Below are 23,211 nucleotides of genomic sequence, written 5' to 3'. Positions count from 1 at the left end.
GAGTCAGATGACGTCGTCGGGGCCGGGGGAACGGGTCGAGCGGCGCGTCTGCTGCGTGCCGTCGGGCGCCGTCTCAGTGCGGGTGACGACGTCGGTGCGACGACGGCGTGCCATCAGCACGATGCCGATGAGGAACACGACGACTCCGGCACCCATCAGGATGTACCCGATCAGGTCGAGGTCGAGCCACGCGACGTCGACGTTCACCGCAAAGGTCAGGATGGCGCCGATGACGACGAGGGCGATTCCGGTTCCGATGCTCATGGCAGGGCTCCTTTCGCGCCGCGGGGTCCACCGCGACAGCCCCCAGGCTCTCGAATCCAAACCGGCCGATGCAAGGGGTTGACAGCACCCCCTGCGATCCGCAACGCCCCCGCCCTGTGCCCGCCTGCTGGCGTACTGGCCCGCCGCTGAGAAACCACTTCCCGTATGAGACACCACGTGCGGAGGTGTTTCTCGAACGGGAAGTGGTTTCTCAGCGGAGGGCGCGGCACGCGACGACGCGACAGCGGCAGCGGCAGCGGGTCAGAGCTCGCCTGGGCGCATGGCCTCGGCGTCGATCGCCCGCAGCACGCGCATCGCCGCGGTGTCGACGGCCGGCTCGGCGATTGCATCCGCCGTCTTGCGCTTGCGCGGCGCGTAGACGACCAGCGCGTGGAACAGGAACCGGGCGAAGAAGGCGACGACCAACGAGATCGCCGTGGCGAGAACGCTGGAGATATGCCAGCTCTCGACCATCCATGCCATTACCGGAATACGCAGAGCGGCCTCGATGCCGTTGAACGATACCGAGGCGGCAAAACGCACCCACAGCCGTGACGCATCGTGGCGCTCTGCCCGGAAAACGAACTGCTCCTGCAGGACGAAGTTGCCGATGATCGTCGCGGCAGAGCCGATCACCGCGGCGATCAGGTAGTCCATCCCGGCCTGGGTGAGCACCCACATGATGCCGATGTTCGCGACGGCGCCGATGCCACCGATCAGGGCGAACAGGCCCATCTTGCCGAATCGCAGTCGGGCCAGGTGCGCGAGGAATGTCGCCCCCTGACGCAGCGTGGCCTTCGAGTTGCCATGCTGACGGGCACCAAAGGCCATCGGCACCTCGGCGATCCGCAGGTCGTGACGTTCGCCCGCCCGCACCAGGATCTCGAGCAGGATTTTGAACCCCTGCGGGCGCAGCACATCGACGTCGACCCGGGCGCGGTCGACGAGAAAGAAGCCCGTCATCGGGTCGGTGCTGCGCCACAGCCGGCGCAGGAACATCGCCTTCGTGACGGCGGTCGCCGCTTTCGAGACACCCAAACGCAGTGCGGTCCCGAGCCCTGCGGAGTCACCGCCCCCGATGTAGCGCGACGCCGCGACGACGTCGGCGTCGCCCCGCGCGTAACGTGCGAGCATGGCCGGCAGAAGCTCGGGCGGATGCTGCAGATCACCGTCCATGACGATGCATACGTCGTACGCCGCCTGCTGCAGCCCCAGCACAACCGCACCGCCGAGACCGCCGCTGTTGCTCTCACGATGGATGACTCGTACGGGAAGAGGCGCGGATGCCGCGACCCTGGCCACCTCGTCGGCGGTGCCGTCGGAACTGTCGTCGACGAAGAGGATCTCAGCGCGGTACCCGCCAAGCGCCACGCCGATGCGCCGCACGAGTTCGGCCACGTTCTCGCGCTCGTTGTAGGTCGGCACGATCACGGTGACCGGTGCGACTGCGACGGGCGGTTGGGCGGTGGCGCTCACGTGATCCCTCCCCCGATCGGCGATCGGCCGTGCGTTGACGCGTGCGTTCAATCGTGCCATCTTTCGCTTGGCGCCGGGTGTCTGTGGCCGTCGTAGGCTGGAGGTATGAGCACCCCTGCATCCGACTCCCTCACTATGTTCGGCGCTGACTGGTGCGGTGACTGCCGCCGCACCAAGAAGCAGCTCGACGACCTCGGCATCGAGTACACCTACATCGACCTGGTAGCCGACCCGGCCGCCGCCGACGTCGCCAAGGAGATCTCGGGCCGCATGAACATCCCGGTGGTCGTGTACCCCGACTCGAGCCACCACGTCGAGCCGTCGAACGCCGACGTCGAGGCCAAGCTGCGCGAGCTCGCCCTCATCTGACCCACCGCTTCCCGGCGATACGCTGGGGCGACGCTGAAGGAGACGACGATGACTTCCACGACCGCGCCCGCCCCGGCATCCGCCCTCGACGACGCCGAGCGCGCCGAACTCGACGCGCACATCACCGTGCTGCGCAAGGGCGCGGCCACGTGGTCGGGTCTGACGCTGTCGCAGCGGGCAACCCTGTTGCGCGCGCTGCGCGACTCGGTGTCGGCGACGATCGAGGACTGGGCTGACACAGCCGCCGATTCCAAGGGGCTGCCTTCGGGGCATCCGCTGCGTGGTGAGGAATGGCTCAGCGGTCCGTACTCGACGCTGGGCGCACTGGATGCCTACGCTGACACCCTCACGAAGCTCGCCGGCGGTCGCAGCACGCTCGACGGGCTCACGATCGGCCGCGCCCCCGGTGGGCGCACCCGTGTAGACGCATTCCCGTTGACCCGTAGCGACCAGATCCTGTTGGCGGGATTCAGTGGTGAGGTGTGGCTGAAGCCCGGCACCACCCCGGCATCCGCGCGACGAAAAGCCGGCCTGGCCCAGCTCACCCCGGATGCCCCCGGCGGCGTCGGCCTGGTGCTCGGCGCCGGCAACATCACCTCGATCCCGGTGCTCGATGTGTTCTACGAGCTGCTCGCGCACAACCGCGTCGTTCTACTGAAGGTCAATCCCACCCAGGACGCCCTGGTGCCCGTGTATGAGCGGGCGCTGGCCCCGCTGATCGCGCCCGGATTCCTGCGGATCGTGCGCGGTGGCGCCGCCGTGGGCTCCTACCTGACCGGTCATCCCGACCTCGACCATGTGCACATCACCGGTGCCGCGGCGACCTTCGATGCGATCGTGTGGGGCCCGTCGAACGGCACCGGAGCGCAGAAGGCGGCGACCACCCGGCGGCGGCGTGAGAACCGACCGTTGCTGAAGAAGCCGATCACCGCCGAGCTCGGCGGGGTCTCGCCGATCATCGTCGTCCCCGGTGAGTGGACCGAAGCCGACATCACCTTCCACGCCGAGCACGTCGCAACGATGCGACTGCAGAACAGCGGGCACAACTGCATCGCCGGACAGGTCGTGATCATGTCCCGCGACTGGGCGCAGGCCGACCAGTTCCGCGCCGCGCTGCGGCGCGCCTACGCCAGCGCTCCCGAACGTCCGATCTGGTACCCCGGGTCGCCGAAGCGCATGGGTGCGGCCGCCGAGGACTACCCGGATGCCCTGGTGCTCGCCGATCGTCTGCTCGTCGAGATCGATGAGAACGCGGATGCCACCGCTCTGCAGTCCACCGAGTACTTCGCCCCGGTGCTGGGCGTGGTCGAGCTCGACGGTACCGGCCAGGCGTTCCTCGACGCGGCTGTGACGTACGCGAACGATGAACTCGTCGGCACCCTCGGCGGCAACATCATCATCGATCCGGCGACCGAGAAGGCGATGGGTGCCGGATTCGAGCGGGCGATCGCCGAGTTCCGCTACGGGTCGATCGCGATCAACACCTGGACGGCGCTCGGTTTCATCGTGCCGACAATGACGTGGGGGGCGTTCCCCGGCAACACCATCGACGACGTGGGCAGCGGTATCGGCGTCGTGCACAACGCGCTGCTGCTCGATGACGTGGAGCGCTCGGTGGTGCGCGGGCCGTTCCGCCCCTTCCCGCGGTCGCTGCCTGTACTCAACGGCGGCGGGCGCTTCAGCATCCTGCCCAAACCGCCGTGGTTCGTCTCGGCACGCACGGGCACGGAGGTGTCGGCGGGCCTGACGCGTTTCCGCGCCCGCGGCGGCGGACTCGGCCTGGTGCGCACGCTGCTGGCGGCGCTGCGCGCCTGACCTCACGCTGCGCACCACCCTGGCCTCGCTCTGCGCGCCTGGCCTCACTCGCCGACACCCCCATCTCGCGTCCACACCCCCACGTGTGGGCGCCCGCAGGTGGGGGTCTCGGCGACAGGTGGGGGTCTCGGCGGAAACGACGCGTGGGTCAGAGCCGGTCGCCGGGAACCGCGAAGGTGTCGCAGACGCCGAGACCGTTGGTGTAGCCGTTCGCGAACCAGTACTTGCGCTGCTCGCTCGAGCCGTGCGTGAAGCTCTCGGGGCTGACGAAGCCACCGGACTGCTGCTGAATGTGGTCATCGCCCACGACGTAGGCGGCGTTGACCGCATCGCGCAACTGGGTCTCGGTGGGCGGCTGCAGGTACGGCACCCCGTTGTCGTCTTCGAGCGTGGTGACATCACCGAGCCACGCACCGGCGTAGCAGTCGGCCTGCAGCTCCATGCGCACCCCGTTGCTGTCGGGGCCCGTGCCGTTGTTCGGGTACTCGCGCATCACCCCGGTGATGTTCTGGATGTGGTGACCCCACTCGTGGCCGACGATGTACAACTGGGCGAGCTCGCCCGCTGAGGCGCCGAACTGCTGGCGCATGATGGCGAAGAAGTCGGGGTCGATGTACACGCCCATCTCGGGCGGGCAATAGAACGGACCCACTGCGTTCGACGCGGTGCCGCACTGGGTGGGCGTCTGCCCCTCGACCACGGTCATCGTCGGCGCGACGTAGCCGTCGACATGCGCCTCCCAGTAGTCGTTGAGCACGACCTCGGCACCCGCCATACGGCAGTCGTCGTTCTCGTTGGCATCCGCCCCGGTCTCGCACTCGGTGAGCGTCCCCTCGATGCTGTTGCCACCGCCCGACGGCACCGTACCGCCACCGACCAGGCCCGACAGGTCGACCCCGAGCATCGGCCCGATGAGCAGCGCGAGGATGCCGATCACCCCGACACCGATGCCACCGCCGATGGCGGCATTGCGGCCGCGCCTGCGGGTGGTGTTGCCCGAGATGTCGGCGTTCGGGTTGAAGGTCATGCCCCAAAAATACCGCTGATGACGTCGGCGCACCGCAATAGGCTGTGAGACATGGCGACGACGATCACGATCACGGGGGCCGGCGGACAGATCGGCTACGCGCTGCTGTTCCGCATCGCGGCGGGCGACATGCTGGGGCCGGATGAGAAGGTTCGGCTGCGGCTGCTGGAGATCCCGCAGGGAATGGGCGCGGCCGAGGGCGCCGCACTCGAACTTCAGGACGGCGCCTTCGAACTGCTCGAACACGTCGAGGTCACCGACGATCCGGCTGTGGCCTTCGACGGCGCGAACGCCGCTCTGCTGGTCGGCGCGCGCCCCCGCGGCCCCGGCATGGAGCGGGCAGATCTGCTGGCCGCCAACGCCGGGATCTTCGGACCGCAGGGCACGGCGATCGGTGCGAACGCGGCCGATGATGTGCGCGTCGTCGTGGTGGGCAACCCCGCCAACACCAACGCCCTGATCGCGGCCTCGGCTGCCGACGGCGTTCCCGCTGAGCGGTTCACCGCACTCACCCGACTCGACGAGAACAGGGCGCGCGCGCAGCTGGCTCAGACCCTCGGCGCGCCGGTGGGCGGCATCCGCCGTGTACCGATCTGGGGCAACCACTCGGCGACGCAGTTTCCCGATATCTCGCATGCGACGATCGACGGCCGCCCGGTCGTCGACGCTCTGAGCACGCAGGTGGGCGACGTTCGCGCGTGGCAGGAGCAGACGTTCATCCCGCGCGTCGCGAAGCGCGGCGCCGAGATCATCCAGGTGCGTGGGTCGTCGTCGGTCGCCTCCGCCGCGAACGCCACGATCGAGCACATGCGCGACTGGATGCTCGGTACCGACGACTGGACCAGCGCGGGCGTCGTCTCGCACGGTGAGTACGGCGTGCCCGCGGGGCTGGTCTGCTCGTTCCCGGTGCGATCGATCGACGGGGCCTGGCAGATCGTCGAAGGACTCGAGCTCGACGAGTGGGCACGGACGCGCATCGATGCTTCCGTCGCCGAACTCGCCGACGAACGCGACGCGGTGCGCGCGCTCGGGATGCTCTGAAGCGCCGCCGCTCGGGCAGAATGGATGCGGGAGGTATGACGATGAACGACGGGATGAGTGCGCCGAACGCTCACGCGGATGCTGCGCTGACCAGTCCGCTGACGCTGCCGCACGCGGCCGCGTCATGCCCGAAGTGCCTGGCCCACGATGACCACGGCTGGTGGTCCATGCGCCCCGAGAGCGCCCGACTGGTCGGCCTGGTCGTCTCGCGCGAGGGGATGCCCTCGGTCACCCAGCAGCGTGAGGACCTCACCCGCTTCGGTGTGCCGATCGAGGGCTTCCGTCATCCCGCACCCGAGATCCTGGAGAGCTGGGGCGACCGCCTGGCGCGATTGATCGAGACGCTGCAGCGCGGTGACGTGCTGGTGGTCGCGAACGTGCATGCGCTGGGCCGCGACCGTGACGAGGAGTCGCGCACGGTCGCCGAGCTGCGTCGGCACGGAATCATGGTCAAGATCCTCGGACACCAGTCCCGCCACCTGGTCGACGTCGAGGCCTGAGCGCCGCTACCGCGCGGTGACAGATGATGAGCCCATCAGCTCGTCGCGCAGAGATCCGGAGCTGACAAAGCGGGCGGCGGCTACGAATTCGTCGAACAGTGACAGCATGAGGTTCTCGAGGTCACCGAGCGGTGTCGAGAACCTCGCCATCAGCAGGCGCTTGGATGCGGGCACGGGCACCCAGTAGTCGGCGATCAACCGCGTGATCCCCTGCGATTCGCTGCCGTCGTCGATCGTCTCAACGCGATGCGTGCGCAGTGCCGGAGTGCCCGGCCCCCGCACCTCGGCCAGCGATGCGTGCGCGGCGGGATCGATCTGCTTCAGTCCTTCTGCCATGACGCCGAGCACCGCCTGCGGCGCCGTACCGATCGCCGGGCTCATCCGCAGATCGGCCGGTTCGAAGACCAGCAGCGTCACCGGCAGTGGCGTGCCGGGCGCGATCTCGGTGGAGAACATGATGGCGCGGGTCTCTCCCCGCGCGCCCGCCGACACCGCTTCCTGCAACTGGGCGCGCACCCGCGCACGTTCTGCGGCACGATCATCGGCGACGCCGATGGCTTTCTTCGCGATCGCCTGGATGGATGCCCGTGTGGCATCGTCTCCGGAGAGATCCACCGAGAACCAGCGTCCCGGCAGACGAAACCGCAGCTCGGGACCGGTCACTCCGGCCCCGTCCACGCACCGTAGCGGACATCCATATCGGTCAGGCTGACTCCGCCCTGACCGGCGTTGGTCACGCCGAGCGGGCTGAGCTCGGCCGCCGCCGCTCGGAGATCGACCGGTTCCTCCCCCTCGGCTGCGCTCGTGCCCGCGACCACCTTGATCGTGTTCGGTTCCCAGGGAAGCGCGCGCCACACTGCCTCGAGGAGCGCATCGAGCTCATCGCTGGTGAACGGCTCGGGCGAATCGGTGACCACGCCGATGCTGAGTCGATGCCCGAAGCCATTGCGCGATCGTTCCAAGCCGTCAACGGCGACCACGCGTGGCACGCCCGCCACCACAGCACTCGAGACGTCACCGTAATCCACAGTCTGCTCCTCTGTCTGTCCGCCGCTCGGGGGCAGCACCCCACACCCCGCCACGCTGCCGGAGAGCAACGCTCCTGCCACAGCCGCAGCGAGCAATCGCCGTCCCCGCACGCTTCGATGCTGCATTGTCATTCGCTCCAGTGGTAGTACGAGACGTCGGTGTAGCCATCATCGTTGAAGAAGTCCGCCAGCCCAGGATGCCTTGCCTGCACCTGGTCGAGGTGAGCCTGGTAGGTCTGGGAGTACTTGTCGGCGTTGTGCGCACCGACGTCGACGCCGAGAACAGCGTTCGGGTTCGGCGGGTCGACTCGGATCGATGTCCAGTTCGCCCCGTGCTCAATGCTGTCGAAGTCGCCGGCAATGGCATCCAACCTCGGCACCGGGTCGCCGTTGTGCTGCACCGAGACGACGTCGATGTCGCCGGGAATCGGCATGTGATCGATGGGAGCCCCGGCTGCGACAACGGCCTGCCAGTTGTAGTCGGAGTTGTACGCCGCGAGATGCCCGGCCATGATCCCGCCCTGGCTGAAGCCGACGAGCATGACCGGATCGTCGGGGCCGACTCCCGCCTGGCGCATCGCATCGAGCACAGCGCGCTCGTACTGCGTCTGCAGCGCTGGTGTCAGCATGAGCGCGAGGTTGCTGTCGAGGTCGTTGACCGCTCCCTTGTCGCCGAATCGCGAGAGCCACTCCTGCGTGCTCGGCAAGGTGACCGTGTAGTGCCAGCCGTCCGGGCCCAGCACCTTCGAGATCTTCACCACGCTCTCGTCTTCCAGGCCGAGGGCATCGACCTCACCGGCGCCATCGAGCACGTTGGCGAGGCTCGGGTCGTCGGGTATCTCCTTCTTGCTGGCACCCGCGTAGGGGTTCTTGCCCGCCACAGCGGGCGTGTCGCGCGCGACGTCCGACAGCACGCTCCAGATCAAGAAGGCGGCGAGTGCGATCGCGATCACCGCGCCGATGACGAGCCCGACCGTGCCGAACAACGCCCCGACGGCGACGATCAGCACGAGCACGACCAGCACACCCAGAATCGCCACCAGTGTGTCGGCGATCGCCTTCAGCAGGTTCACGACGTCTTGCAGGAAGTCGCCTATCCACTCACCGATCCCCGAGAGGAAGTCCCCGACCCCGGCGAAGAAATCTCCCACGCCGTCCCAGAACCCCTCGTTGGACGGGTCGATGGCGGCGTCGATCCGGTTCATCGCGGTCTCGGCGGCAGCATCCATGTCATCCCGCGCCGCGCGGATGCGCGAGAGTGCGTCGCCCATGGCCGCCACGGCGGCGTCGACGGCCCGCTGGGCCCCGGGCATCTGATCGGTGAGCTCCGGCGACGGATCGTCTGCGGCGCTCACACGCACGGTCAGATCTCTCAGTGCCGAGCTGGCGCTGCTATGCGAGTCGAGCGCATCGTCCAGGTCTGCCTGGGCGCTCTCTGCGCGAGCATGGGCGTCGGTGAGCACCACGGCGTACTCGGTGATCGCATCGGCCGTGCCGCGGTAGCGCGGATGAATGCGCTCCAGATCAGCCGAGATCTGCTCGTTCTGTTCGTAGAGCGCGTGAACGGCCTTACCTTCGTCGTCGGCGACGATGCCCCGGAGCGCACCGATGACCTCGAGGATGACGTCGGCCGAGGCAACGAGGGTCGTCGCGCGAGCACTCAGTTCTTCGGGATGCCCCGGAAGCACCGTCATGTTCTACTCCCCCTGAGCCATCTTCGCGTCGAGGTCACGGAACGTGTCGACGATCGCCTGCATGAATTCGGCTTGAGAGCGCAGGCTCTCACTCAGGTCTTCCCTGGCGATGTCCCATTTGCCGCCGAAGTCGTCGACCTTGGCGCTCAGCCCGCTGTGCCCTGTGAGCGATCCCACATCGGCAGCGAACGATTCCGCTCCATCGAAGGTCGTGGCGAGTCCCTTGGCGGCCTGGGCGGTCGACTCGAGCTGGGCAAGATCCATCCGGACGTCGCTCATGCCTGGTCCTGTCCTGTTTCGGATGCCGGTGCCTCCGCCGGCATGGTGTGAGCGCGTCGCCGGTCGGCAGCACGCAGTGCGGCGCCGAGAGCGGCGTCCGCTGCGCGCACCTCTGCGCGCAGCTGCGCGGCATCCTCGTCCGATCGGGGAATCCGCACGTGCAGTCCCGCCAGCGCACGCTGGAGCGCATCATCGTCGATCGTCATGCGGTATCTCTCCTCGCCCCGCGGCGGCGGGCTCCGTCAGACGCAGAGAGGGCCGACCGAAATGGTCGGCCCTTTCTGGAAAAGACTCGGTGGGTGTTCAGCCGCCGGCGAGCTGCTGATCCAGATCCTGGATCGCGCGCATCATGCCCAGCAGCGACTCCGACATGTCATTGATGCCGTCAACAGCACTCTTCAGACCGGTAGTGAGCTCGCCATAGCCCTCACCGAACTTGCCCGACGCGTGCTGCGTCTTGAAGTCCTCACCCAGCAGAGTGTCCACCTGACCCTTCAGCGTGTCCAGCTGACCCTGAATGTCATCACGAGCCTGCGACAACGACGACGCCACCTGCTCCATCTCCGCATAAGACGCACCGAAATCGGCCATCAACAACACCTCCGAAAGTTACCCGAACCGGACCACCCCGGCCCGACAACACCCACCCTACGGGCCCCCGACAGAACCCGTCGATGGGGAGAACTCCCCATCGACGTCGGTCTTGGGCGATGTTCGGTCCGTCTGCGCCTTTGAGCGCGAAGGATCTTTCGCACGTGCGGCACGCATGCCTCGGCTTCCTGTCCCTGACCGACCGACGTCATTGCTGGTCGTCATCATCCATCCCTGTCCACTTGGGCAGTCCTGCTTGCTCGCGTGCACGATCGGAACGGACGGAGAGAACAAGGGAGAGAGCCATCAGCACGACGGCGACCGCGCCATCCGTCCAGGCCGCCGTCCACCGCAGGGCGAGATCGCCAGCGCTTTCCGCGGGGAGCACCGCCGCGAACATGAAGGACGCCGCCGCCGCGGCGCCTGTCGCCGCGAACACACCGCCGATCCGGCCCGCGTCACTCACCCTCGCCAGTACGAGCACGGGGATCACGAGAAGCACACCGAGCACGGACACGCCGACCATCAACCAGCCCGGAACGGAGAAGAGCGGAAAGTACAGCACCTCGCCCCACATCGGCCCGTGCCCCTGTTTGAACTGGCCGCCCGTCAGTAGAAGCGAGCCGACGAGATACACGATCAAGGTCGCGGCCTGCAGCATCCTCAACAGCAGGTAGGTGGTCGTCGCTCTGCGTTGCCACCGGGCATGCGAGGGGGTGGATGAGCCACCACTCAACCGTAGCCAATCACCATGTCGCGGCGTTGGCCGCTGCGTCGAGGGCGCGTCGCTCGTGAATCAGCTTCCTTCGTTCTCGACCGCGACCAGCAGGCCGTCAGCGAAGCAGCAGGGAGACATCCAGGTCGCCGTCGTACACCGTCCAGACGAGCCACGCCACAGGCCCGATTTCTGCGGCCTGGTCCGCGGCCTCGGTGCGCGCGCCGCGCTGCTGCAGCGCATGCGCCCACTGCTGTCGGAGTTCATCCCGCGCTGCGGCGGTGGCTGGCGTCAGGTTCGCCGCTCGCCGCGCGGACTCCCTCACACGACGAGCGTCGGCCTGCGCCTCGCGATTGCCCTTCGGGATGCCTCCTTCGGCAAACACATCGCTCCGGCGAAGGCGGTCGAGCCGCCAGGTCAGGGCGATCAGGAGCACGAGCAGGATGCCTGCGCCAGCAAGCCAGGGGCCGAGCTGCTCGGCCGTGAAGCCTCTGTCCCCTCCTCCACCGACCAGGCGGAACAGGAAGACGGCGGCAAGCAGAATGGTGACGATGGACGAGAGCACGGTCGCGACTGCGGCGCGTCCTCGTGCGGGTCGCAAGATCAGTGCACCGACCCCGGCGATCGCGGCGATGATCAGCGCCGGCATGGCGATCTGCACCGCGACATCAGGGGCCACCCATTTCGTGCGCGGACCCAGCGGAGAGAGCATCGCAACGGCGACGACTGCCGCCACCAGGCTCACCGCGAACAGGAAGGTCCACACGATTCCGCGCCCCCGGGCAGCGGTCTCTGCGGACGGCATCTGCAACTGCGGATGCGGAGTTGTCATCTCGCGCCGGGCTGCGTGCAGCGCGCTGAGCTGCGGCATCAGCTCACGCTGCAGGTCACGGTGGTAGGCGACGGCCCGCTTCGCCGCGACGGCGATCGCGACCACCTCTTCGTCTTCGCCCTTCAGACGCACGATTCCCGCCGTAGCCATACCGATCATGCCTCCTGGTCGACCCAGACCATGGCCAGGGCGATTGCATCATACAAGGACTGCGCCGTTCCCGTTGGGCAGCGCCGATGGGGAGGGCTCCCCCCGCGAGCTCACGCCTGGGGAGGAGCGCCGGCGGGCGCGTCAGGCAGATGCCTTGCCAGTTCGGACGCCATCGTGAGACCAAGCTCCACCGGATCATCATCGCCGCGCCGACGAGCGGGCCGACGATCGCGTACAGGTAACTGAGCGAGCGCAGGCAGCTGGCACCCGTGATCTTCGTGTACTCAGCCTGCACGGCCTCCTGCGGCGCGATGATCGACAGGTCGCGGACAACGGCAGGCGCCACGATGAAAGACCTGATCTCGAGCTTCCACCAGTCCAGCGGTGTCCATTCCTCGGCCTCTTCGATCAGGGGAGCGAGCGGCCGACTCTCTGCATCATGCCCTCCTGGAGAGCTCGCCTTCGCCATCAATGCGGGCGCGAGCGTAACGCCCAGCAGGCCGAGCGGCGCTTCCCGCGCACGATCGGCGGTTTCCCGGTCAATGAGGTCGCGTTCGAGAAGGACATCGATCGCGCCGGCGAGCTCTGCGCGCACCTTCTTTTCGTCCGCCGCAACCAGCGTCGCCATCGCGTTGCGCCAGAGCGCACGCGCACGCTCGACCCGCGCTGCAGCGCGATCTTTCGGCCGCGGTGTGAGCACGAGGTAGAGAACACCAACGATGGCGTCAAGCGCGAACACGACGACCATCCACGGCTGCACATCGGCCGAGCGGCCGGTAGCCAGCGCCTGAACGACGAAGACCAGCAGAATCAGCGACGGAACGAGGTGGGCCCAGCCGATCATGATCGCGGTGCGCGGTTCGACCTCATCGCGATGACGCACATTGCCGATCAGGCTGATCGTTCCGAGCAGCACCGCGATCGCGATGAGGATCACAGCCGGCAGAAAACTCGCACCGTCCGGACGCGGAAGGTGACGGGAGGCGAGCACGACGAGCGCGACCGCCGGCAGCACCGGTGCGACGAGGTGCATGAGCGCAATGATCGGTTGCAGAGGATCGATCCTGCCCTTGGCGAAGTACCATCGGGCCGCAGCCGGCGACATCGTGCTGAGTGCGCTGCGAATCTTCGGATGATCGCGGAAGAGCCCGGCCTCGAGCTCCCACCAGTTCAGCCCGCCCCAGCGTTCGGCGTTCTCGACGATCTCCCGACTCACGTCCACACTCACAGCGCCCACTCCTCCTGCGCATCACGCGTCTCGGCGATGGGCGCCTCCGGTTCGAAAACAGCAGAGCGGCCCAGTCGTCCGCCTTCGACGCTGAGCGCGCCGAGGAGATCCTCAGCGGTGATGCCCATCGACATCGTCGCAACAGTCGCCACCGGCGCGAGCGTCGCCGCCAGGGTCATCCCGGTGGCGACGAAGAGCCACCGGATCTCGGCCGTCCCGGGACGCGTGGTCAGGAGCGTCGACGAGCAGCCGACGCCGAACGCTGTTTCCGACGTGAGTCGAAGCTCAGGTGGCCGCGGCGCTGTCGGCAGCAGGAAGTTCCGCTGCGCTGTGGGTGCCAGCTCGCCTTCGGAGATGACCACGTGAAACGGCGCGACGAGCTTGCTGAGCGGATCGAAGAGCAGGAAGAACTGGCCGCGCCCCCTAGCCGCCAGCCGGTGCGCCACCACGAGCGCAGCCACGATCACTGAGGTCCGCTGTTCGTCCAGACCGTGCACGGAGCGCAGCGGCTCGGCCCTGTCCCGCGCCCAGGACTCCACATCGGCGTCGATGGTCGCGGGCACCGGGATCATCGGTCGCCCCCTCTGCACAGTTGTTGAAGTGGTCAGCTGCCGGCGAGCTGCTGATCCAGATCCTGGATCGCGCGCATCATGCCCAGCAGCGACTCCGACATGTCATTGATGCCGTCAACAGCACTCTTCAGACCGGTAGTGAGCTCGCCATAGCCCTCACCGAACTTGCTCGACGCGTGCTGCGTCTTGAAGTCCTCACCCAGCAGGGTGTCCACCTGACCCTTCAGCGTGTCCAGCTGACCCTGAATGTCATCACGAGCCTGCGACAACGACGACGCCACCTGCTCCATCTCCGCATAAGACGCACCGAAATCGGCCATCGTCAACACCGCCGCCAAATCGATTGGACCGGACCAGCCGGCCCGACAACCACAACCCTACGGAACAATCACGACGGCCGTCGATGGGGACAACTCCCCGTTCGACTGCCGATTGTCTGGACCGGGGTGCGACGTCCGACGAAGACCGGGTCTGTCAGGCCGCCGGGACGACGAGGGTCGAGCCGAGGCGACCGAGCGGTGCAGAGCGCGCGATGGCGGCCTCCTCGTCGCCGATCACGCCACGCTGCTGAAGCTGAGCGATCGCGGCCTCGAGGTCTGCCCGCACCGCGTCCCGCTGTGGGGGCGTGATACCGGCGACTACGGCGTCGACCGCCGAGAAGTCCGGCGTCTCGGGTGCCGTCGCCCGTGCCGGGCGTCCCTGTACGATGAGCACCACGCCGACGAGAACATCAAGCACCACCGCCCAGGTCCACCACGCGTCGGGCCCCAGCCGCCCGGTTGCGGCGCAGAAGGCGATCAGTCCGAGCAGCGTCAGCGACGGGATCAGGTGGGCAAGCCCCAGGGCATGCGAGCCGGAAGCGACTCGTGCACGCGTGACGTTGCGGAACAGCACTAGATCGGCGGCCAGCACGAGAGCGGCCAGCAGGATTGCGATACCCAGTGGTGCCAGCACCAGCGGGTCGACGCGGTCGCGCACGACAGCACGGTAGGCGATGAAGGCTGCGGCGGCGGGGGTGACGGCAGCCGCAAGGCTGAGTGCGACGTAGAGCATCGCCCAGATGGGCGGCCGACCGGGCGCGAACGTGGGCCGCACCGCGGACGGAGCCACCGCGCGCAGCGCATCCAACACTTCGCGGTGCCCGTTCCATGCGCCCGCTTCGATGCGCCACCACTCCAGCGGATGCCATGTGGTCATCTGCTCGACCTGTGCGACAGCGCTGGCTTCTCGTTTCACCTGTCCCATGCGGCATCCTCGTCTATGGCGGGCACAAGAGCCACGGGCTCCTGCTGGGCGAAGGGCAGGCCGTCGGCTTCCAGTCCCTGCACGGCGACGACCGCGGCCACCAGGTTCACCGCACAAGGACTGCGCCGTTCCCGTTGGGCAGCGTCGATGGCGACAACTACCCATCGACCTCATGCCTGGGAGGAGCGCCGGCGGGCGCGTCAGGCAGATGCCTTGCCAGTTCGGGCGCCATCGTCAGACCGAGCTCACCCATCGGCGCGGCATTCGCCCGCGCGGCGCCCCCAGCGTCGATGAGGTCGCGCGAACGCAGCAGCTCGATCGCGGAACGGCGCCGATCTTGGATTTCATCGAGGACGTGCTGCGGCGTCTCAGTGAGGCCCTGCCTGATGTTGTCGACTTCATTCTGCGGACCACCTGGTCGCACCGGACCGCGCACCAGGAGTACGACGTGTAAGAGCGCATCTGCCGCGATGACGACGATCCACAGCACGTCAGGCCCGGTCAGTTGGCTCCGGCCCGCAGTTGCGGCGAGGAGAAGTGACACGGCCGCCGGGATGATGTGCAGCAGCGCAAGCGTGCGCAGGCTGCCTGCCGTGACCGCCCGCGGGTGCCTGTGTTCCTGGACCTGGCCGTAGACGCCGACGATGAGCGCGAGGGCTGTGAGAATGCCGGCCGTGGCCAGAGGCAGGTCGAAGTTGTCGCCGCTGGTCCACGCCCACCGGATCATCATCGCCGCGCCGACGAGCGGGCCGACGATCGCGTATAGGTAACTGAGCGAGCGCAGGCAGCTGGCACCCGTGATCTTCGTGTACTCAGCCTGCACGGCCTCCTGCGGCGCGATGATCGACAAGTCGCGGACAACGGCAGGCGCCACGATGAAAGACCTGATCTCGAGCTTCCACCAGTCCAGCGGTGTCCATTCCTCGGCCTCTTCGATCAGGGGAGCGAGCGGCCGATGTGTCAGATCTCCCATTTGTCGCCAACCTTCTCGGTCATGGCAAGGAGCCGCGTGACCCGGTGCGGGTCCTGCGCAGGTTCGAAGTCGACGGCGCGGGACGCTTCAAGGATCACCTCGGCGATCGGCTCCACCAGCACGATGGCCTGCGCAGGGATCACGGGTCCGAGCAGCGCCGTGACCGTAGAGGATTCGCCGAAGAACACCCACCGTCGGGTGGAGTAGTTCACCTCGTCGCTGCTCTCAAGCAGCGTCGACGAGAACCCCACACCCAGGTGCTGTGTCTGCGTGGTCTGTCCGGTCGGGGGCAGGAGCGTCGCCGGAGTGGACAGGAACCGGGCAACCTCACGGTCAGACATTGACTGAGCTGTCGTATAGATCGTCAGCGGCGCGAGAACGCTCGCGTCCTCCGAGACGAGCAACGCGATCATGGAATCGTCGTCGGCTTTTCCCGCCAGGTCGGCGAGCGCCGCCTCGATCCGATCAGCGGCCCCGGCGACCAGAGTCGACGCAGTGATGAACTCTTGGGCACGGCTGCGCGCCCACTCGGTGCGTTCGGCCACCGATGCGATCGGCGCGATCGGGATGGCGAGGTCGGTGCGATAGTTCAGTTCGAATTCACTCATGGTGCCTTCTCATTCCGCAAGCCAAGCGAACGTCGCTACGTGCACGTCGAACAGCAGCTTCCACGCTTCGAGCTTCGGATCGTCGTCCGGCATATCTTCTGCATGTGCCGCGTTGACCACCCAGTGCACCGCCTGGGTGCGCCGGGTTCCCGGAATCGGGATCAGGTAGTTCAGCATGAGCGAACGCACCGTCTCACCATCCATCGTCACCGTGCGGCTCTCCGCCCAGCTCATGATCCGAGCATCTTCGCCCAGAGGTGCACCACCGTGCTGCGCCACCGCATTGCGCACGACGTCGTCCAGAGTCAGATCAGGCGTCGAAACGCGCCTGATTCCCACCAGGCTGGCAGAACCGAGCACCCAGGTGGGTGCCTCTTCGCCGGGAATGGCGTACGCGAACGCGTTCTGCCTGCGCAGATCCGTCAGCGCATCGCGCACATACCGTCCGACAGCCGCCGTGAGATCACCACGATTGTTCGCCTTCAGTCTGGCGGCGGCTCGACCGATCAACTGAGTCTCGTCCTGCTCACCGAGCTCGAAGACCTCCCAGCCCGGAGGAACCAGCATTCGGTATGGAGGCAAAGTCGGTGTCCGACTGCCCAGCAGCTCATTGCGCAGATCGCTCATGCATTCACTCTCTCACCCGCGCGTGCCACCCGCGGTTGCTCACTCAGCTGAAGCGGTTCTGATCGGGATCGAAGAAGTTGCCGAAGGTGCCGTCCGCGGCAGACTTGATGTTCCCCACGATGCCGAGCTTGGTGGCCCACACCGTGGAGACGGTATCGAGTGCGTCGATGCCGCGTGCCCCCATGGTCCCCCACTCGGTGACGCCCTTGCCGCTGAAGAACTCTGTGACGAACTCCCCCGCCTTCGCCGCGGGCGTGGCACCGGCCAGATCATTCAGACCGCGCAGCCACGCTGCGGGAGACCCCGCGCCGACACCGGCCAATCGGAAGGCATCCGTCTTGAGGGCAGTCTTGAGTGCCCCGAGGAAACCGGGGAAGCCGCTGCTGCCCTGCGCCAGTCCCTTGAAGAACTTGAAGCCAGGTCCGATGAACGGAATGCAGCCGACGATCGCCAGGCTGAGCTCGAACCAGTCGCCGTCCCCGACTGCGAACTTCGCGACCTGCGTCAGAAGTGTCAGCACAGCCACCGCCGCGGCGAGAGCCATAACGATCGGCCCACCGACGATGATCGCCAGCACGGCGAGCACGAGGCCGGCGACAGCCAGAATGTCGGCCAGCGCATCAAGCGCTCCGCGAACGTCGTCCTTCCAGCTGTCCTCGATCTTGCCGCTGATGCCGGATCTGATCTCGCGAACAGCTTCTTCATAGGCGTTGAACCACGTGTTGTACTCGCGGTCGTACTGTGCGGCGTAGTCATCCCAGTTCGCCTTGTGCCCGTTCGCAGTGTCCTGCGCATCCTGGGCATTCTGCTCTGCGCTGTCGTACGCGTACTGCTCGGACGGCTCGGCGTCGCTGTCAGGCACGTTCGGAACGGCGAGGCCCGCCGCGCGCGCGTACTCTGATGCGTAGTAGTACTTCTGCCACGTCTCGCGAAGATCGCTGGCCAGACTATCGAGAGTGGGCTTGGACGCGCTGACCGCGCTGCCGTACTTCTCGATGTGAGGGCCGACCGCTGTGTAGAGCTCGCCGCCCTTGCGAAGATCGGCATTCACATCCTCAGCAACCTCGCGGAGCTTCTCGACCGCGTCGCCCTCCATCTCGGCTCCGTCGTCGACGAGGCGAGCGATCAGCTTCCAGGCGTCCTCCATGGCCTTGCCCAGTTCTGAGACTTGAATGCCCCGGGCCGTGATGTCTGCGCCGTCGCCTTCGAGCTCATCGATGCGGTTTCCGCCAACGGGGGTCTGATACGGCATGTGCATGGAAACCGTCATCGCTGCCCGCCTTTCTCATCGAACTTGCTCGCTGCGTCCTGATCAAAGTCCTTGAAAGCCTCCAACACGTCGTCGACGTATTCGGCCACGGCCTTGCAGCTCTCCATCAGATTCTTGCGCCGATCGTCCCACCGACCCTCGAAGTCACCCGCGAGATCGCGCAGCTCCGACTCACCGTATGGCCGCCCGACGTCATCCCGCAGGTCATTTGCGCGGGATCCCGCGTGCTCGAACTCGTCGACAACGCTCTTCAGCTGGGTGGACAGATTTCCCAGCTGGTCATAACTGACCTTCACACCCATGTCGGCCCTTCCTCCGGCTACGCACAGAATCTACTGGCCCGTCGCCGGGCCCTGCGATGGGGAGAACTCCCCATCCGAGTCATCCCAGCCGCTCCCCCTCGATGAGCGGCATCTGCACCGTCACCTGACGGCCCGCCTGCACGAAGATGCCTCGACCTTCGGGGAAGTCGGTGCGCTTGACCTTCGGGAACGGCACCTTGAACACCGAGTCACCGTCGAAGGCGTCGGGCTTGAGGATGATGCCCTTGCGGCCGGACTTGAAGTCACCGATGAATCCGAACCCACTGGTGACCTGCGTGACGTCCGCATCGCCGACGAGGAAGTGATCGCTGCGGCCTATCGCCTGGAACAGCGCCTTCATGTCGCGCTCAGCAGGGCTGTCGGCGAACTGCGGCACATCCTCGATGACGATCATCAGCCGCATGGGGAGCGCCTCGTCGGCGACCAACTCGGTGATCTCTTTCGCCAGCTCCTTGGCGGCATCGGGGGTGACCGCACTGCGGGTCCAGTCGGCCCAGTCCTTCAGCTGTGCCCGTCGACCGCCGAAGTGGAACAGCTTCACCTCGGGGTCGAAGCGGCGCATCGACGTGACCATCGCCTTGAGCGCGTTCGTCTTGCCCGACAGCGGAGGGCCCGCCACCACGAACGTTCCCACCGGATCGAAGTCCCGCGCGGCCAGGGTGTCCTCGGCCACACCGAGCACCGGGAACTCCCCGACGCGGTCCGGCAGCTCGCGCGCCGAGAGCCTGGTCGGCAGTGCGCCGATCTCGGCTACCTCGCGGGCGCCGGCCGTCCGCAGGTCGGCGGCGAGCTTCTCGAGCAGCTTGGTCTGCTCCGCCACGTTCGGCGTTCCCCCCAGCGTGGCGATCTGCGTCTCGAGGCCGTCGACGATCGCCCGTCCGGGCGCGGAGCGCTCATCGAGCACGTCCTTCGGCACGTTGAGCATGCCGTACGCGGACTCCTCGGCAAGACGCAGCACGACGCGTCGCGAGACGTTCGCGCTGACGGCCGTCGGCACCGACCCGGAACGATCGGCGGTGGCGACCACGTGCACACCGAGCGGTCGCCCCTCGCCGAGGATCCGCATGAACGTCTGATAGAACGGCATCCGCGCCGTCGTCGACTCCCACTCGGAACGGAACTGCGCGAATCCGTCGATGAGCAGCAGGATGCGCGACTCGTCGCGCCCGGTCAGCTCACGGTACTCGGTGAGGTTCGCAGCATTCGCCGCACTGAAGCGCTTGCCGCGCTCGTCGAGCACGCGCGCGAGCGAGCGCAGGACGCGCTGCACGCGCTCCGCGTCGTCGCCGGCGATGATCGAGCCGACGTGCGGCAGCACTTCGAGCGCGCGCAGCGCCCCCGAACCGAAGTCGAGCCCGTACACCTCGACGTGCGACGCCGGGTCGTGACCCGCCGCGATCGCCATCGTGCGAAGCACGGTCGACTTTCCCGATCCGCTGGTGCCGTAGATCAGCAGCGAGCCGTCCCGATCGGGCACGAAGTACGTCGGCTCCTGCAGCTGCCGCGCCGGGACGTCCGTCTTGCCGAGCACGATCTCGCCGTCGCCGCGCAGCGGCAGATCGCGCAGGTCGACGGCGTGCTCGAGGTCGTCCAGCCACGGGCGCCGCGGCGCCGGGATGCCGGCCTGCGATGCGGCCTTCACGAGCGAGGCGACGATGCGCTTCTGATCGGTGGGTCCGAGATCCTCATCGTGCGAGTCGGACTCCGGCTCCTGCTCGGCCTCCCACAACTGGGTGGATCCGAAGCGCAGCTCGGCCACCTTCACCTCGGCGACCTGCTCCTCGTCGGTGGTCCAGCCGCCGGCGTACGCCGACTGGAACGGCACCAGCCGACCCGGCCCGGTCTTCGCGATGCCACGCCCGGGGATCGACGGGGGGAACGACGCGGCGATCGGGTCGTCGACGACGTCCTTCGAATCCGATTCGTCGGCCATGCGCAGTGCGACGCGCAGGTTGGTGTTGGCGCGCAGGTTGTCTTTGATGACGCCGGCGGGCCGTTGCGTCGCCATGATCAGGTGGATGCCAAGAGACCGGCCGCGCTGGGCGATGTCGACGACGCCATCGACGAACTCGGGCACCTCACCGGCGAGCGCGGCGAACTCGTCGATGACGAGCACCAGCGCGGGCGGGGTTTCGGGGTCGCGCCGCTTTTCGAGCTCGAGCAGGTCCTTGGCCTTCTTGCGGTTGAACAGATGCTCGCGGTGGTGCAGCTCGGCACGCAGGCTGGTCAGCGCTCGGCGCACGAGATGCGGGCTCAGGTCGGTGACCAGGCCCACCGTGTGCGGCAGGTCGACGCAGTCGGCGAAGGCCGAACCACCCTTGTAGTCCACGAACAGGAACGTGACCCGGTCGGGGCTGTGCGCCGCGGCCATGCCGAGCACCCACGCCTGCAGGAACTCGCTCTTTCCCGCACCCGTGGTACCGCCGACCAGGGCGTGTGGGCCCTGGGTGCGCAGATCCAGCGTCATGGCGTCGGTCTGCGACTGACCGATGATCGCGCGCAGGGTGCCGGCCTTCTTCAGGCGCGACTGAGGGGTGCCCGAGCGGTCGATGATCGTGTTGTTCTGTCGCCAGCGGTCGATGACCGCGGCGGGGTCGGATGCCACCTCCGAGCCGACCAGCGAGAGGAACATCACCGAGCCCGGGATATCTGAGGAGTCTTCGATGACGGTGCTGGAATCGACCACGGGCGCGAGCCGCTTGGCGAGCATCGTCATGTACGCGTGCGAGACGCCCTCGACCTGCACGCGCTGATAGTCGACGCCGTTGCGCACCGTGCCGACGGTGGCATCCGCGAGTCCGCCGGTGACGTCGATGAAGCTCCGGCACGCCGCGGGGAGCGCTTCGACGACCGGCGCGACGAACAGCGCGTACACGCCCACGTCGGCCCCGCGCTCAAGGATCTGCGTGAGGCGGGCGCGGTCGACGGGGGCGTCGCCTGTGACGATGACGAGCACGGCCGTCTGCCCGGGAAAGCTCGCCTCTTCGGCCGCGCGCTTGACGTCGGTGCCGAAGTACGTCGGATCCCAGTCGTCGCCGTAGGGCGGGCGGGGCGAGCTCGCTGCCTTGGCTCGGCGCATGATCAGCTCTTCGAGCCCGCTCAGCAGGGCTGTGCCGGTTGACGCCGAATCGGCCAGCGGCACGTCCTTGAACGGGTTGCGTTCGCTGGAGGTGTGCGGAAGCCACTTGAGCCAGTCGAGTTCCTGAGCCCAGCCGGGTTCGGTGAGGGCGACCGCGACGAGTTCATTGGGCGAGTGCATACCGAACAGCTGCACGGCCAGTCCGCGCAGGGCATCGCTCGCCACGGACGTGGGTCCGGCGACGCCGATCGACCCCACGCTCTGCAGCGATTCGAGGATCGGCACGTCACCGATCATCTTGTAGCGCTCTTCGAGGCGGTCGACGCGCTCGACGTACTCCACCAGCGCCTCGGGCGTCTCCGCCCGCTTGATGCGCGTCCGTGCGAGGTCTTCGCTCACCCCGAGACGCACCGCGAGGAAGTTCCAGTGCTCGGGCCGTCGGGTCCACAGCAGGGGTCCCAGACGCATGGCCTCGTCGAACACGACGGCGACGGCGGGAACTTCGTTCTGCCGCACCTCACGCTCGTGAGGATGCGCGTGGTACAGCTTCTCTTCGAGCCGCTCGAACTGCTCTTCGAACGATTCGACCTCTTTGCGCAGTCGCTGGCCGATGTGTGTGCGCTGCGAGATGAAGTTACCGAACATCATCATCGGCGACATCGCCATGATCAGCAGCGAGCGCGGGTTATCGAAGATGAAGAACATCGCCGCGCCCAACAGGATCGGCGCGATGAGCATCGGCCAGGGGAACAGCCGCTGCACCTGGTCTTTCGGGTAGCGCGGCTCGGGCAGGTCGTCGCCCACGTAGCGTTCCTCGACACGGGGGCTGCGGTTGAACAGCAGTGCGCCACCGCGCTCGAGCACCGGGTCGGTCTCGGCCGAGCCGTCGAAGTCACCGACGAGGCGCACGACGAGCTCGCAGTCGCCGATCGTGAAGCTCTGCCCGGGGATCACACGCAGTCGCTGCACGAGTCCGCCGTCGACGAGGATGCCGTTGGCCGAGTTCAGGTCGACAAGTTCGACGAAGGTCGGGGCGACCTCGATGCGGGCGTGGCGCTTCGAGACGAGCGGGTCGTTGAGGGTGACGTCGCTGGCCGCATCGCGCCCGATGAAGAAGTGCCCCACCGGCAGCGGGAACTCCTGCCCCGCCGCCGGCCCGGAGAGCACGGTGAGCAGCGCTGCGGGTCGGTTGCTCGTCGGGGCGGTTGCCGCGCGATTCGGCCCGAGGTTGACGATCTCGGTGAGAAAGCCCGAGCCGACCGGGGCGTCGCCGATCAGCAGGTCGGGGTTCAGCGTGACCAGATCATCGCTCGTCGGCGGTGCGACGGCGAGGCTCAGCACATCGCCGTCGCGGCTGGCGATGGTGCGCTGGGGGTCAGCGGTGGCGATCTGCCCCGCGACGTCGGCGACCGTCGCTGTCGAATCGGCCATGATGACGATGTCCGTCAGCGGTGCGCCGGGCCGGCGCAGGGTGAGCTTGACCCTCATCGGTTCTCCTGGATCTT

The 23,211-nt window shown here is 67.4% G+C and carries 26 protein-coding genes; 4 read left to right on the top strand and 22 right to left on the bottom strand.

The window, feature by feature from the left end; translation table 11 throughout:
- Window positions 1-3: 3 nt before the first annotated feature.
- Together JF543_RS03850 and JF543_RS03845 are read right to left on the bottom strand one after the other, a co-directional pair.
- On the bottom strand, window positions 4-264 hold the full coding sequence (locus JF543_RS03850) for a DUF6458 family protein (protein WP_179409203.1): 261 nt from the start codon (window positions 262-264) through the stop codon (window positions 4-6).
- 261 nt (window positions 265-525) lie between these two features.
- Window positions 526-1,740 carry a glycosyltransferase family 2 protein gene (locus tag JF543_RS03845; protein ID WP_347401084.1) on the bottom strand — a complete coding sequence of 405 codons (1,215 nt, stop codon included), beginning with the start codon at window positions 1,738-1,740 and terminating at the stop codon, window positions 526-528.
- A 105-nt stretch (window positions 1,741-1,845) separates the two neighbouring features.
- Here JF543_RS03845 and JF543_RS03840 point away from each other — a divergent pair, with 105 nt between their 5' ends.
- Both JF543_RS03840 and JF543_RS03835 read left to right on the top strand, forming a co-directional pair.
- Window positions 1,846-2,109 carry a glutaredoxin domain-containing protein gene (locus JF543_RS03840; protein ID WP_206821157.1) on the top strand — a complete coding sequence of 88 codons (264 nt, stop codon included), beginning with the start codon at window positions 1,846-1,848 and terminating at the stop codon, window positions 2,107-2,109.
- A gap of 48 nt (window positions 2,110-2,157) precedes the next feature.
- Window positions 2,158-3,924 (top strand): aldehyde dehydrogenase family protein, encoded by a 1,767-nt coding sequence (locus JF543_RS03835; RefSeq protein WP_206822785.1) that lies wholly within the window; start codon window positions 2,158-2,160, stop codon window positions 3,922-3,924.
- Between the two features lie 148 nt (window positions 3,925-4,072).
- Here the strand turns inward: JF543_RS03835 and ypfJ are convergent, their stop codons facing one another.
- Entirely contained in the window at window positions 4,073-4,951 is an 879-nt protein-coding gene (gene ypfJ / locus JF543_RS03830) for a KPN_02809 family neutral zinc metallopeptidase (RefSeq protein WP_206822784.1), read from the bottom strand.
- Between the two features lie 51 nt (window positions 4,952-5,002).
- Between ypfJ and JF543_RS03825 the strand changes: the two genes are divergently transcribed.
- Together JF543_RS03825 and JF543_RS03820 are read left to right on the top strand one after the other, a co-directional pair.
- Entirely contained in the window at window positions 5,003-5,992 is a 990-nt protein-coding gene (locus JF543_RS03825) for a malate dehydrogenase (protein WP_206822783.1), read from the top strand.
- 35 nt (window positions 5,993-6,027) lie between these two features.
- Complete coding sequence (locus JF543_RS03820) at window positions 6,028-6,492, top strand: recombinase family protein (RefSeq protein ID WP_410339521.1); 465 nt, start codon at window positions 6,028-6,030, stop codon at window positions 6,490-6,492.
- A gap of 6 nt (window positions 6,493-6,498) precedes the next feature.
- Here the strand turns inward: JF543_RS03820 and JF543_RS03815 are convergent, their stop codons facing one another.
- From JF543_RS03815 to JF543_RS03730, 19 genes are all read right to left on the bottom strand, one after another.
- Window positions 6,499-7,155, bottom strand: coding sequence for a hypothetical protein (locus tag JF543_RS03815; RefSeq protein WP_206821161.1), 657 nt, complete (start codon window positions 7,153-7,155; stop codon window positions 6,499-6,501).
- Complete coding sequence (locus tag JF543_RS03810) at window positions 7,152-7,520, bottom strand: hypothetical protein (RefSeq protein WP_179409210.1); 369 nt, start codon at window positions 7,518-7,520, stop codon at window positions 7,152-7,154. Before JF543_RS03810 ends, JF543_RS03815 begins: the two co-directional genes overlap by 4 nt.
- A 128-nt stretch (window positions 7,521-7,648) precedes the next feature.
- Window positions 7,649-9,214, bottom strand: coding sequence for a hypothetical protein (locus JF543_RS03805; RefSeq protein WP_206822782.1), 1,566 nt, complete (start codon window positions 9,212-9,214; stop codon window positions 7,649-7,651).
- A gap of 3 nt (window positions 9,215-9,217) precedes the next feature.
- Window positions 9,218-9,493: a hypothetical protein gene (locus tag JF543_RS03800; protein WP_179409212.1), complete on the bottom strand. Its 276-nt coding sequence runs from the start codon at window positions 9,491-9,493 to the stop codon at window positions 9,218-9,220.
- Window positions 9,490-9,699 (bottom strand): hypothetical protein, encoded by a 210-nt coding sequence (locus tag JF543_RS03795; protein ID WP_206821164.1) that lies wholly within the window; start codon window positions 9,697-9,699, stop codon window positions 9,490-9,492. The genes JF543_RS03800 and JF543_RS03795 overlap by 4 nt, the downstream gene beginning before the upstream one ends.
- Before the next feature lie 97 nt (window positions 9,700-9,796).
- Window positions 9,797-10,084, bottom strand: a complete 288-nt coding sequence (locus tag JF543_RS03790) for a WXG100 family type VII secretion target (protein ID WP_179409214.1) — start codon at window positions 10,082-10,084, stop codon at window positions 9,797-9,799.
- Window positions 10,085-10,292: 208 nt separating this feature from the next.
- Entirely contained in the window at window positions 10,293-10,745 is a 453-nt protein-coding gene (locus tag JF543_RS03785; RefSeq protein WP_206821165.1) for a hypothetical protein, read from the bottom strand.
- Window positions 10,746-10,917: 172 nt separating this feature from the next.
- Window positions 10,918-11,790 (bottom strand): hypothetical protein, encoded by an 873-nt coding sequence (locus JF543_RS03780; RefSeq protein ID WP_206822781.1) that lies wholly within the window; start codon window positions 11,788-11,790, stop codon window positions 10,918-10,920.
- Window positions 11,687-13,009 carry a hypothetical protein gene (locus JF543_RS03775; protein ID WP_206822780.1) on the bottom strand — a complete coding sequence of 441 codons (1,323 nt, stop codon included), beginning with the start codon at window positions 13,007-13,009 and terminating at the stop codon, window positions 11,687-11,689. The genes JF543_RS03780 and JF543_RS03775 overlap by 104 nt, the downstream gene beginning before the upstream one ends.
- Window positions 13,006-13,572 (bottom strand): hypothetical protein, encoded by a 567-nt coding sequence (locus JF543_RS03770; RefSeq protein WP_206822779.1) that lies wholly within the window; start codon window positions 13,570-13,572, stop codon window positions 13,006-13,008. The genes JF543_RS03775 and JF543_RS03770 overlap by 4 nt, the downstream gene beginning before the upstream one ends.
- A gap of 41 nt (window positions 13,573-13,613) precedes the next feature.
- Window positions 13,614-13,901, bottom strand: coding sequence for a WXG100 family type VII secretion target (locus JF543_RS03765; RefSeq protein ID WP_206822778.1), 288 nt, complete (start codon window positions 13,899-13,901; stop codon window positions 13,614-13,616).
- Between the two features lie 154 nt (window positions 13,902-14,055).
- Entirely contained in the window at window positions 14,056-14,826 is a 771-nt protein-coding gene (locus JF543_RS03760; protein ID WP_206822777.1) for a hypothetical protein, read from the bottom strand.
- Window positions 14,814-14,936, bottom strand: coding sequence for a hypothetical protein (locus JF543_RS14510; protein WP_277987081.1), 123 nt, complete (start codon window positions 14,934-14,936; stop codon window positions 14,814-14,816). The genes JF543_RS03760 and JF543_RS14510 overlap by 13 nt, the downstream gene beginning before the upstream one ends.
- Before the next feature lie 47 nt (window positions 14,937-14,983).
- A complete protein-coding gene (locus JF543_RS03755) occupies window positions 14,984-15,799 on the bottom strand; it encodes a hypothetical protein (protein ID WP_206822776.1) in 816 nt (271 codons plus the stop codon).
- On the bottom strand, window positions 15,787-16,407 hold the full coding sequence (locus tag JF543_RS03750) for a hypothetical protein (RefSeq protein ID WP_206822775.1): 621 nt from the start codon (window positions 16,405-16,407) through the stop codon (window positions 15,787-15,789). The genes JF543_RS03755 and JF543_RS03750 overlap by 13 nt, the downstream gene beginning before the upstream one ends.
- Window positions 16,408-16,416: 9 nt before the next feature.
- Window positions 16,417-17,034 carry a hypothetical protein gene (locus JF543_RS03745; protein ID WP_206822774.1) on the bottom strand — a complete coding sequence of 206 codons (618 nt, stop codon included), beginning with the start codon at window positions 17,032-17,034 and terminating at the stop codon, window positions 16,417-16,419.
- A gap of 43 nt (window positions 17,035-17,077) precedes the next feature.
- Window positions 17,078-18,304: a hypothetical protein gene (locus JF543_RS03740; RefSeq protein WP_206822773.1), complete on the bottom strand. Its 1,227-nt coding sequence runs from the start codon at window positions 18,302-18,304 to the stop codon at window positions 17,078-17,080.
- On the bottom strand, window positions 18,301-18,606 hold the full coding sequence (locus JF543_RS03735; RefSeq protein ID WP_206822772.1) for a hypothetical protein: 306 nt from the start codon (window positions 18,604-18,606) through the stop codon (window positions 18,301-18,303). The genes JF543_RS03740 and JF543_RS03735 overlap by 4 nt, the downstream gene beginning before the upstream one ends.
- A gap of 79 nt (window positions 18,607-18,685) precedes the next feature.
- Window positions 18,686-23,194 carry an FtsK/SpoIIIE domain-containing protein gene (locus tag JF543_RS03730; protein WP_206822771.1) on the bottom strand — a complete coding sequence of 1,503 codons (4,509 nt, stop codon included), beginning with the start codon at window positions 23,192-23,194 and terminating at the stop codon, window positions 18,686-18,688.
- Window positions 23,195-23,211: the final 17 nt, after the last annotated feature.

Origin of the sequence: Microbacterium esteraromaticum (assembly GCF_017303215.1) — a bacterium.
In the GTDB taxonomy this organism is placed as follows: domain Bacteria; phylum Actinomycetota; class Actinomycetes; order Actinomycetales; family Microbacteriaceae; genus Microbacterium; species Microbacterium esteraromaticum_C.
The sequence above is the reverse complement of the archived record's forward strand: the minus strand, read 5'-3'. Positions and strand labels throughout refer to the sequence as shown.